This window comes from Candidatus Gracilibacteria bacterium (assembly GCA_041661045.1).
GTDB lineage: Bacteria > Patescibacteriota > Gracilibacteria > UBA1369 > 2-02-FULL-48-14 > 2-02-FULL-48-14.
On sequence record JBAZVE010000001.1, the window covers coordinates 245,789 to 257,534 of the forward strand.

The window sequence follows — 11,746 nt, forward strand, 5'->3', positions numbered from 1 at the left end:
AGGGAAAGGTCGGTCTTGTGAATGGTGACGAACTCCATTCTGTTTTTGTTTTTCATCTGCCTTACTTTGGTCGATTTTAGGGCCGGACCGGGGCTACTCTTGGCGTGGATACTAGTCGTTGTGCCGAAGCAGGGAGCGAAGCGAGATCCACAGAGTGGAGGTGAGAATCTATTTCTCGCGGGTGATCTAGTCGAGACCACCAGCATAAAGCAGAGCCGTTTAAGGTAAAGTAACTTTTTGTTTTTATCTTAGTTTTGAAGGAGCGAGGCGAAAGGCTGTGTTTGTGTTTTTCAGCGTTTCATATCAATATACGCAAAGGTCTTTCCGTTATCAAGTTTCTACGCTGGACGCGAACAAGAAATTGTTTCAAGATGGGCTGTTTTAATCTGAACCGAATCCACCAATGATCTCTTCAGAAAGTTCTTGGATTCTCTCTGGATCCCTTAAAAAGGTGTGGACCCGCTCCCACTCCTCGCCCCTCCTTGCAAGCTTCGCAGACATTTCTTCGATCACCCTTCGTTTTCCCGTTTCTACCATTCTCCTAGCAAAGGCTAACTCCATGTCAGGGTGAATTTCAATGAGGGCTTGCTGTGTCTCCTCAGTGAGCCCATTCAGGAGAGCCTCCATCCTTAGCTCCGTTCCACTCGGTATTCCGTTGGCCCCTTCCTCCTCTAATTCCGCCATCTTTCCATCAAAAAATTCCTGATCCTCTTCATCCAAACTGAGCACAAATTCAGGTACCGGTTTACACGAGCCGTTAGCCATCTCCTGCATCATTCTCCTTATGAAATTTCTCCGCAAGGCCCGCTCGAATCTTAATGTTGCCTCCTCCTCCCCAATGGTTAAAACAAGCAGTAAAAAATAAACTCGCGCGCAAGCTATTGTGGGCACCGGATCACGGTAAAATCCATCCGGATACACTTTTCCAAAGGCCTCTGAAATCACTCTTGCTAATGCATTCAGCTCTTTCGACATTTCCTTGGCATTTGTGAAGAGGTGAGGCAGTTGATCCAGAACCACTTCCGGGGCCTCTTCGCTCTTTTCTAAGAGTTCCGGACTCACCTCCAAAAAACCCGCTATCGCATTGGGGTCTATTCTGTCTTTTGTTCCAAGTATTCCTCCATACGCCAATAGTATCGCCTTGAGATCTCTCAAGAGCTGCGCGTCGAGCCCTTTGCCGTCTTCCGGATGATCAATGTTTGCCATTTAGTCTTAAAATAAGCTCGTATTTTACCACAATAGGCGTAAATCAAAAACCGACTTTTCTCTCGAGCTATCAGAAGCTATTTTCAGAGCTCTGAGCTCATTGATGAGGGAAAGGTCGGTCTTGTGAATGGTGACGAACTCCATTCTGTTTTTGTTTTTCATCTGCCTTACTTTGGTCGATTTTAGGGCCGGACCGGGGCTACTCTTGGCGTGGATACTAGTCGTTGTGCCGAAGCAGGGAGCGAAGCGAGATCCACAGAGTGGAGGTGAGAATCTATTTCTCGCGGGTGATCTAGTCGAGACCACCAGCATAAAGCAGAGCCGTTTAAGGTAAAGTAACTTTTTGTTTTTATCTTAGTTTTGAAGGAGCGAGGCGAAAGGCTGTGTTTGTGTTTTTCAGCGTTTCATATCAATATACGCAAAGGTCTTTCTGTTATCAAGTTTCTACGCTGGACGCGAACAAGAAATTGTTTCAAGGTCGGCTGTTTGAATCTGGTGGCTCTTTTGGGTTCCTTGCTTAAAAAATCCATTTGATTCATAATTCCATTACTTATGAGCACCTTTTCCCTCTTCGACATCGCGGGTCCGATCATGGTGGGGCCTTCCAGCTCTCACACTGCTGGGGCAGCTAAGATTGGGCAGTTTGCGCGAGCCATTTTTGATGCAACCCCTACTAAAGTGCATTTTTTACTCCATGGATCTTTTGGAGAGGTTTATAAGGGGCATGCCACAGACCGAGCGCTCTTGGGTGGCGTGATGAAGTTTGCCCCCAACGATGCGCGCATTAAAACTTCTTTTGAAATTGCGGATGAGAAAGGATTGAAATATGAATTTGAACCTGGAGACTTGGGTGCCGGCCATCATCCCAATTCCGTGCGCATCACCTTGGAAAACGCGAATCGAAAGACCGTGGTGATTGGCTCTTCCATTGGAGGGGGTAGCGTGGTGATCGATCAAATCAATGGATTTGATGTGCATTTGACCGGGAATAGCGCGGAACAGTTCTTCACCCTGGTGGTGGAGAATGAGAATAAACCCGGAATGCTTGCCAAGATCACGAGCTTTTTGGGGGAGAAAAATATTCGGATTGTGAATATGCAAAGTTGCTATTTAGCGTTTGAAAATAAAGTGCTCAGTGTTTTGAGTATTGAAAAATCCCTGGCGCTTGAAGAGCTTTTGGCGCTTGAAAAAGAAGAGGGGATTTTATTTGCCCGCTCGCTCGAAAAACTTTCTTAACCCTTTTTGAGATGGCTGCTTCGTACATTTTCCACAACGCAAAAGAACTGCTTGAACGCTGTGAGGAACACAAAATGTCGATTTGGGAGGTGATGCTCAATTACGAAAAACAATTTTCGAACCGATCGGAAGAAGAGATTCTGAAGATGCTTGGGGAACGATTGCAGGTTATTTTTGATGGAATCGATGCGGCGATTGAAAATCCTGAACTCAGTAAGAGTGGAATGGTTGGAAATTCAACGCCTAAATTGGCCCGAGCCGTGAAGGATTTTAAAGAATGGAGTGATAAATTGCTGCTCAATGAATCGGCGGTGCGCGCCATGCTTGGAGCCGTAGCCACCGGAGAAAACAATGCGCGCATGGGTGTGATTTTAGCCTTCCCTACTGCGGGTGCTGCGGGCGTGCTGCCGGGGGTGATTTATGGTGCCAAACACAAGCTCGGTCTGACTCATCAGCAAATGCTGGAAATGATGCTCACCGCTTCTGCGATTGGCGTGGTGATTGCAAACACCGCCACGCTTTCGGGCGCGGCTGGCGGTTGCCAAGCTGAGGTCGGAAGTGCCACGGCCATGGCCGCGGCGGCCCTCACCGAAGTGCGCGGCTACAGCCCGGAAACCAGCTTGCATGCTTCCTCACTCGCACTCAAAAATATGATTGGTCTGGCCTGCGATCCTATTGGTGGACTCGTGGAAGTGCCTTGCATCAAACGGAATGGAATCGGTGCTGTTTTCAGCATGGCTGCCAGCGATATGGCCTGCATGGGCATCGAAAGTTTTGTGCCTTTTGATGAAGTGGTTCGCGCCATGCGTGAAGTGGGCGACCTCATGTCTCCCAAGATCCGCGAGACGGCTTTAGGCGGCCTCGCCATGACGCCCACGGGTCAACGCGTTTCCGAAAAAATGGGCTTACTGAAGATTGGCGATAACCCTTGTGCGAAATGAGCTTTAAACTCGGCGTACTCGCCTCCGGTAACGGGACCGACCTCGGTGCCATCTATACAGAGATGGATGAAGGCAAAATGCCTGGAATTGAAGTTGTGATTGTGATTTCAAATAAAGAGGATGCGCCGGTTTTGGAAAAGGCTCGGGTGCGTGGACTGAAGGCCATTTTTGTGGATCCCAAAGGAAAATCCAAAGAAGAGTATGATGCGGAACTGGTACGGCTCATGAAAGAAGCGACGGTGGATCTGGTCTGTCTGATTGGTTATATGAAGATTCTGACGCCGGTTTTTGTGAGTGCCTTTCCTCGCCACATCATCAATGTTCATCCCGCCCTGCTCCCCAAATACGGCGGCAATGGTTGGTACGGCATGAAAGTGCACGAAGGTGTTCTGGCGGCCGGCGAAAAGGAGAGCGGCATGACCATTCACTTTGTGGACATCGGCGTGGACAGCGGCGCCATGATTTTACAGGAAAAAGTGGCCATTGAGCCGGGCGAAACACCGGAGAGTTTGCGCACCAAGGTTTTGAAATTGGAAAAGAAGGCGTATCCGGAGGCGATACGGTTGATCTACAGGGAGAGAAAAGGTACCCTGGGTGCGTGAATCCCCAAGATAAAAAATATCGAATCCGTCACGATCGACCGAACTGCATCGGGTGTAATGCCTGTGCGGCTATTGCGCCGAAGTTTTGGGAAATGAGTGATTTGGATGGAAGATCGGATATTATTGGGTCTAAAATGGGGGAAGACGGGTGGGAGGAAATCGAGATTTTGGAGGAGGATTTGGATTTAAATCAAGCTGCGGCTGAATCTTGCCCCGTGAATGTGATACACTTGATTCGGATAGGCGATAATAAGCAACTCATCTAATGAAAAGCGTTTATGAACCATTGACATGGTTGGTGGGCGGTGAGGCCGGATACGGAATCACCACCATGGGCCAAATGTTTGCACGGGCCTGCTCGCGGGCCGGGCTGAATGTGTTTGGTTATGTGGAATATCCTTCTTTGATTCGTGGCGGACATAATATTGCGATGGTGCGAGTGGGAACGGAAACCGTGCACGCGCACAGCGACAAAATCGACATTATGCTGGCGCTCAATAAAGAAACGGTGGACTTGCATAGTACGGAAATGGCGGAGGGAGGCGTGATTATTTATGATGGAGAAACGGTGGTCTTGGACGCGGAGAAGTGTGCGGGTTTGCGATTGATTTCGGTGCCGCTGGCACGGATCACCAAAGAGCTTGGAGCAGAACGCGTGATGCGCAATACAGTGGCTCTGGGAGCCAGTTTTGCGATTGTTGGAATGGGCTTTGGGCCGGTGGAGAATGTTTTGCAAAGCACTTTTGAACGCAAGGGGCCGGAAGTGGTGGCACACAATATTGGGGTGGCGAAAGCGGGCTTTGATTTTGTGATGGAAAATTACAAGGAGCCTTTTGCGAAGACGCTTGCGGCGGTGCCCGGTGCTCCCAAACGCATGGTGATTTCCGGGAATGAGGCGATTGCGCTCGGTGCTTTGAAGGCGGGGGTAAAATTTATGGCCGCCTACCCCATGACTCCGGTGACTTCCATCATGCAGATTATTGCCAAATATGGGGTGAAACATAAAATTGTGATGAAGCACAGTGAGGATGAAATTGCGGCCATCAACATGGCCATTGGCGCGGCGCACATGGGGGTTCGCAGCATGACGGCAACGGCGGGTGGCGGGTTTTCACTTATGGCGGAAGCCCTGGGAATGGCGGGCATCACCGAAACACCGCTTGTGGTGGTGGAAGGCATGCGTCCGGGCCCTTCAACAGGACTTCCCACTTGGACGGATCAGGCGGATTTGCGCTTTTTAATGCATGCTTCGCAAGGCGAATTCCCTCGAGTGATTTTCCTCCCCGGAGACATGAAAGAGTGTTTTGAAATGACGCTAAAAGCCTTTAATACCGCGGAAAAATATCAAATGATTTGTATGCTTTTGACGGATAAATATTTGGGGGAATCGGTGCAGTCGGTGGAACTTTTTATGCAGGATTATACGGTGGATCGCGGGGCGCGCGTGAGCATGGAAGAGGCCGCGGCGATGAAACAAGGCGACTACAAACGATTTGAATTTACCGAGAGCGGTGTGTCTAAGCGCGCAGTGCCGGGAATGCCAAATACCATTTACGCTGTGTCTACGGATGAGCACAAAGAAGATGGCGATTTGGATGAGGGCAGTGAAAATCGCATCAAGATGGTGGACAAGCGGGCACGCAAATTGGAGACGCTGAGGAAGGAATATTTGAGCGCCGTCGAGATGTGTGAACTCCACGGACCCGCGGATGCGGAGCTCACACTGGTGGGCTGGGGCTCTACCAAGGGGCCTATCTTGGAAGCGATGGGCGTGGCCAATGAAAATGGTCTCAAAGTGAACTTTTTACAGATCAAAATGGTGCTGCCCTTCCCCACGGAAGCAGTGGCGGCAATTCTGGGGGCGGCAAAAAAAAGGGTGCTGGTGGAGAACAATTCCGAAGGTCAAATGGGCGGTGTGATTCGTCAATACACGGGCATCGAAATCACCGATCGCTTGCTCCGTTACGACGGACGGCCCCTGCATCCCGCTGAAATTCTTGCTAAAATTCATGACACCCTGAACGCATGAACAAATCCTTAAAAATGCTGGAAAAACTCACCGATTTGGACACCGGTTCCAAGTGCAACTGGTGCCCGGGCTGTGGTGATTTTGGAATTTTGGTGGCGCTGAAACAAGCTTTGTTTGAACTCAAATTGGATCCCGAGGAAACCATGATCGTTTCCGGAATTGGTTGTGGTTCTCAGGCTCCCCATTTGGTGAAGGTCTACGGGTTCCATTCTATTCACGGACGATCGCTCCCTGTGGCCACCGGAATGAAAATCGCAAACCATAAAATGAATGTTATTGTGATTGGCGGAGATGGGGATGGATATGGAATTGGAATGGCGCATTTGGTGCACAGCTCACGCCGCAATTTCAACCTCACCTACATCGTACAAAACAATCAGGTGTATGGTCTCACCAAGGGGCAAACCTCCCCCACTTCCGACCATGGATTTAAAACCAAAAGCACGCCGGAAGGAGTGATTGAAATGGCGGCTCGACCGCTGGGCATTGCACTGGCTTCCGGGGCCACCTTTTTGGCACGCGGTTATGCCGGCGATATCATGCATCTCAAAAAAATGATCATGGAAGGCATTCAACATCGTGGATTTTCTTTGATCGATGTGCTTCAACCCTGCGTGACTTTTAATAAAGTGAACACCTACCAGTGGTACCAAGAAAGGATTCATAAATTGGAAACTGAACCGGATTATGATCCCACCAGTCGTGCCATGGCTTTTGCGAAGGCCGAGGAGTGGGGAGACAAAATCAATATTGGGGTTTACTACAAAGAAGACCGCTCGACATATGAGGATGAACTCCCTATGATTGCCGAGCAGCCTCTGGTGGATCACGACATTTCGAGTGTGGACATCAGCGACGCGATGAAATTTTACCTCTAATGTATGCCAACCGTTAAAAATCATTCCACCGGTGCCACCGCGCAATGCGCAGTGGGCTCAAGTTTCCGTGAAGTCGCCCAAACTGCGGGTCTCGATATTGCCTTTGCTTGTGAGAGTGGGATTTGTTCCACCTGCCTTATTCAAATCAAGAGTGGTGCAGAAAATTTGGGGCCGAAAACTGAACAAGAAGAATTCACTTTGGAGGTACGGGGTGTGGATGCCGGTGACATGACCACCCGACTCGGCTGCCAGTGCACCGTGAATGGAGATGTGGAATTTGAGCAGTAAACATAAGACCGTACATAACTACTTCCTTATGAAGAAATCTTTCTCCATTGCCATACTGTTTTCTCTGCTCTTGGTCTCCTTTCCGGCTTTTGCCTTTGACGACATCGACACCTCCCCTAATAAAGATGCGATCGAATATCTGGAAGAAGCTGGCGTTGTGGAGGGCTACAGCAATGATGAATTCCACCCCTATGCTGACATCAATCGAGCAGAGTTCACCAAAATCGTGATGGAGCAACTCTATCCCGGTGAGTCTAGCGGCGAAAACTGTTTCCTGGATGTCGGATACGATTGGTATGCGGATTATGTTTGTGAAGCCAGATCCCGGGGCGTTGTAGGCGGTTATCCTGATGGAAATTTCCATCCCGAGGCTGAAATCAATCTTGTGGAAGCTTTGAGTGTGGTGTTGAATGCCTATGATATTGAGGTGACGAGTAGCCATCAAGAATGGTATGAGCAATACTATTGGATGGCATTCGAACTGAGCTTATTGGAAACCATCGACTCTGGAATGTTTGATTCGATTTCCCGTGGGGAGATGGCCCAGCTTGTTTATAATGTGGAAATGTATTTGACTGAAGATGAACCAAGTTATGCAAATGGGAAAGAATGTTTTTTGTATGACGATACGGAAAGTTATGTTTTTGATTATTGGGAACTTTTAGAAGTTCCTGGCGATGAGGCTATTGTTGTCGAAAGTGCTGGTTCGGACGCAGAATGTGCAGAGTATGCAGAGGCGCGTTACGGTGAGGATTATGAGATCTATGAAACCACTAATGAAGACTATGACATCACATGGCTTGGGGACGAAGAACTTGAAACAACGATTATGGCCATTGAAAAAGAAAATGTTGTGGTGCTTGTCCCTGAAGGATATGAAGAACTTGGCAAAGTTTATGTGGATGATTTGTTGTATTGCGATCCACTTCTAAGTGATTTTTTTGGTTTTGATTTTCCTGAAGATGAACTCGTAACTAAAATTTATATAAGCAGTGATGACTCCAATCAGAGTTCTAGCATTTTTGGGAAAATTTTCTATCGAAAAAGCCAAGAGAATATGGATTTTGCTCTTGAGGATATTTTGACCAATAATCCGGAGGGATTCTTGTATAATTCAAGCTCAAGTTACTGTGCTAATAGTCATGAATTGGCTCATGCATTTGTTCAAGAAGCGCCAGTACCTGGCTGGTTTAATGAAGGGTTGGCAGAATTTACACAAAAATACAACCAAGGAGACATCAAGGATTCCATCTCCTGTGGTGAAAATGGTTACTACCGCGATGATGATTACTATCCCTACCCTAATCTTAGAGAAGATCTTGATTATCCCGCAGCAATGTGTCTGGTGGAAACATTGCTGAATGATCCTGAAAACAGCCATTTTGGAGATGTAATGGATGCGATTTATGCTTTCATTGAAGACCCTGAGCTTGAATCAGAATATCTGGATATTATCCCTGATGGGCAAGGTGTCTATACAACCACCGAGCTTATTTTCTCAAAAGTCTTGATAGAAGTGTTGGGTACTAGTGTCTCTGAAGATCTCATCAAATATGGGATCGACTTGGAAGACATGAATTTGTTGTGATCACTGCCGTCGATTCTCTTGAATACTAAGCTCCATTTTTCCGCTCACGAATTTGCCGTTGTCGATGTCTTCTGCAATCACTAAGCCGGAGGTGATGCTGGTGTTGGAGCCGATGCGGATGCCCGGCATGAGGCTGGTGTTTACGCCAATGCGGATGTGGCTGCCCAGGATTGGGCCAAGTTTATCGCAAGGGCTTATGACGCCGCCGCTCTTCACTTTTCCTGCGTCCAGACGAAGGTTGGCGCAAATAGCTCCGGCGCCAAAACTGCAATCATCGCCCATCACGGTGTCGCCGACATAGTTGGTGTGGAACCAGCAATCGTCTCCAACAAAAGACCGTGCGACTTCGGTGTTGTAACCCACCACGCAGTTGTCCCCAATCATGGCTTCCCGCACCAAAGCGTTATTTCCAATGACGGTGTTTTTTCCAATGTAGGCTGGCCCGACAATGGTGGCGTGGTCCATGATGCGTGTGCCTTCTTCGATGCGGACCGCCCCCTTGATGACAGCGGTTTCAGCGATTTCCACGGAAGAGTGGACCTCACTGCCCATGACTTTGAATGAAAATTTCATGAGCTCTAAAATGTGCCATGGATATTTGATCGGTTGCCAAAATCCACTGTAGGGAACGGCTTCAAAATGCTGTTTGGCCATGAGCGTTTGTAGCGCCTCTTCATAACGATCGTCTTGATCGCTGCTCACGGTTTTAAGCGCGGTGAGGAGTGAAGTCGGGTCTTTGAATAGGTGTAAAACGATGTTCACCCAGTTGGATGGCTCCTTCCCCGCCCCGGGTTTTTCCACGATTCCCGTGATGCGCTTCCCTTCGGTTTTCAAGTAGCCTCCCGGGAAATATTCCTGCACTTCGTAAGCCAAAAGATAGGCGTCTGCCTCTGAATCTTTTGCCTTGAGCATGGCCTCAAATGCGCTTTGCGCCAAGACATCGTTGCTGCTAAAAATCAGCAGGGGTTCGTTTTTTATTTCGTGCTCAGCGGCCAAAATGGCGCCCGCCATACCTTCATCCAAATCTTCCTGCTCAATCAGTTTTGCTCCATATTCTTTTGCAATTTTTTCAAGTTTCTCCAAATTATGTCCTCCACCCACAATGCAAATGTCCGTCAGTCCCACTCTTTTCAGGGTGTCCAATTGGTGCTCGATCAGCGTTTTTCCCGCAAACTTAAGGAAGTTCTTGTCTTCAATGGGTTTGACCCGACGACTGCGACCGGCTGCGAGTAAGAGTGTTTTCATAGCTAAAAAGCCCGTTTATTCTACCTATAAAGCTTGCGGAAAGGAAGGGGTGCTCAAGAATCGCCGGCTTGAGGAAAAGTTGAAGCAAGGCTAGAATCGAGTCTATGCCGCCTCTCACTCAAAACTGTCGACTGACCGGGAAACCCTTCACGGTGAGTGAATGGGAACAGGAGTTTTGTGCGCGGATGGGTGTGCCGGTGCCTTCGCTTTGTCCGGAGGAGCGGCAACGGAAAAGACTGGCGCACAGGAATGAACGGTCGCTATATAAACGGGGCTGTGATTTGTGTAAAAAAGTGATGATCGCCATTTATCCGGAGTCTGCGCCCTTCCCCGTGTATTGCAGCGAGTGTTGGTGGGGCGATGGATGGGATCCCATGGATTACGGACAAGCGTTTGATTTTTCCAAACCTTTTTTTGATCAATTTAAGGAAGTGTATTTTCGGGTGCCGCGGGTGGGTGTGCTCAGTAGAAATGGAGAGAACAGCGAGTACACAAACTGTGAAGAGGGATCGAAAAATTGTTACCTCACCTTTGCCGGAGGATATTCGGAGGATTGCTCCTATTGTTATTTGAGCATCTCCTGCCGGGACTGTGTGGACTGTTCACTCATCAACCATTCTGAGCTCTGTTACGAAGGCTTGGAACTCGACAATTGTTACCACTGTTTTTATCTCCAAAATTCACAAAACTGCAGTGATTGTGTGCTTGGGGTAGACCTCGTCTCCTGTAAAAATTGCTTTGGCTGCAAGGGGCTCCGGAATAAAGAGTTTTATATTTTCAATGAACCGTATTCAAAAGAGACTTATGAGGCAAAAATCGCCGAGTTGGATCCGCGTTCACCGGAAGTTCAGGCTCAGTTTTCTGCCCTTTGCTTGTCTATACCGAATAAATTTGCCCACCTCAATAATTGTGAGAATTGTACGGGGGATTATATATTAAATAGTCAAAATTGTTTCAACTCTTTTGACATCAAAAATGGGAAGGATCTTATGTATGTCTATTTAGGGCAAGATTTAAAAGATGCTTACGACTCTAATGTGATCTTCATCGGCACAGAGCTGATTTATAATTCTCACAGCATCTGCGTGAATTGTTTTCAAGTGCGTTGTTCCAACTTTTCCTGGAATATTTCTTTTTCGGATTACTGTGATTTCTGCCATTATTCAAAGAATTTGTTTGGGTGCGTTGCATTGAAGCGGAAAGAATATTGCATCCTCAATAAACAGTATTCAAAGGAGGAATACGAGGTGCTTGTGCCCCGCATCATCGAACACATGAAACAGACCGGCGAATGGGGTGAGTTCTTTCCTTATTCCGTTTTTGCCTACAATGAAACTTTGGCGCAGGAGTATTTTCCTCTGAGTAAAGAAGAGGCCGTGGAGCTTGGCTACCAATGGAAAGAACCCGTTGCTCAGGAGTTCGTGGCTGTCCCCGGTGCAAAGACCTGTGAGACCTGTAGAAAGGTGTTCAAATGCATTCAAAAAGAATTGGATTTTTACAAGAAAATGAGCTTACCTGAACCGCAGAAATGTCATGATTGCCGACATAAGGCTCGAATGATGGGGCACAATCCACGAGAACTCTGGGCACGACAATGCATGAAGTGTTCACGGGACATTCAAAGCAGCACTTCCCCAGATCGGGCGGAACCTGTGTACTGCGAGAAGTGCTATCTTGCTTTGATTTATTGAAATCCTCGGGCAGACCTGCTATTCTGGGCCGTCTAACCCATT

Annotated in this window: 10 protein-coding genes and 1 pseudogene; 10 read left to right on the forward strand and 1 reads right to left on the reverse strand. The window is 48.0% G+C overall.

Translation table 25 applies throughout. The annotated features are described in order from the left end of the window. Nucleotides 1-381 precede the first annotated feature (381 nt). Nucleotides 382-1,206 (reverse strand): hypothetical protein, encoded by an 825-nt coding sequence (locus WC777_01120; GenBank protein ID MFA6023804.1) that lies wholly within the window; start codon nt 1,204-1,206, stop codon nt 382-384. A gap of 552 nt (nt 1,207-1,758) precedes the next feature. Here WC777_01120 and sdaAB point away from each other — a divergent pair. The 10 genes and pseudogenes from sdaAB to WC777_01170 all read left to right on the forward strand — a co-directional run bounded on the left by sdaAB (nt 1,759) and on the right by WC777_01170 (nt 11,740). Then, nucleotides 1,759-2,442 (forward strand): L-serine ammonia-lyase, iron-sulfur-dependent subunit beta, encoded by a 684-nt coding sequence (gene sdaAB, locus WC777_01125; protein MFA6023805.1) that lies wholly within the window; start codon nt 1,759-1,761, stop codon nt 2,440-2,442. Nucleotides 2,443-2,516: 74 nt separating this feature from the next. Next, nucleotides 2,517-3,284: pseudogene (sdaAA, locus tag WC777_01130) on the forward strand (L-serine ammonia-lyase, iron-sulfur-dependent, subunit alpha). 95 nt (nt 3,285-3,379) lie between these two features. Then, nucleotides 3,380-4,174 (forward strand): phosphoribosylglycinamide formyltransferase, encoded by a 795-nt coding sequence (gene purN / locus WC777_01135; protein ID MFA6023806.1) that lies wholly within the window; start codon nt 3,380-3,382, stop codon nt 4,172-4,174. A gap of 76 nt (nt 4,175-4,250) precedes the next feature. Then, nucleotides 4,251-6,026 (forward strand): 2-oxoacid:acceptor oxidoreductase subunit alpha, encoded by a 1,776-nt coding sequence (locus WC777_01140; GenBank protein ID MFA6023807.1) that lies wholly within the window; start codon nt 4,251-4,253, stop codon nt 6,024-6,026. After that, nucleotides 6,011-6,892: a 2-oxoacid:ferredoxin oxidoreductase subunit beta gene (locus WC777_01145; GenBank protein ID MFA6023808.1), complete on the forward strand. Its 882-nt coding sequence runs from the start codon at nt 6,011-6,013 to the stop codon at nt 6,890-6,892. The genes WC777_01140 and WC777_01145 overlap by 16 nt, the downstream gene beginning before the upstream one ends. Nucleotides 6,893-6,895: 3 nt before the next feature. Then, nucleotides 6,896-7,180, forward strand: a complete 285-nt coding sequence (locus WC777_01150; protein MFA6023809.1) for a 2Fe-2S iron-sulfur cluster-binding protein — start codon at nt 6,896-6,898, stop codon at nt 7,178-7,180. 28 nt (nt 7,181-7,208) lie between these two features. Next, nucleotides 7,209-8,852 (forward strand): S-layer homology domain-containing protein, encoded by a 1,644-nt coding sequence (locus tag WC777_01155; GenBank protein MFA6023810.1) that lies wholly within the window; start codon nt 7,209-7,211, stop codon nt 8,850-8,852. 72 nt (nt 8,853-8,924) lie between these two features. Continuing rightward, on the forward strand, nt 8,925-9,350 hold the full coding sequence (locus tag WC777_01160) for a hypothetical protein (GenBank protein MFA6023811.1): 426 nt from the start codon (nt 8,925-8,927) through the stop codon (nt 9,348-9,350). A 345-nt stretch (nt 9,351-9,695) separates the two neighbouring features. Further along, on the forward strand, nt 9,696-10,001 hold the full coding sequence (locus WC777_01165; protein MFA6023812.1) for a hypothetical protein: 306 nt from the start codon (nt 9,696-9,698) through the stop codon (nt 9,999-10,001). 116 nt (nt 10,002-10,117) lie between these two features. Beyond that, complete coding sequence (locus WC777_01170) at nt 10,118-11,740, forward strand: hypothetical protein (protein MFA6023813.1); 1,623 nt, start codon at nt 10,118-10,120, stop codon at nt 11,738-11,740. Nucleotides 11,741-11,746: the final 6 nt, after the last annotated feature.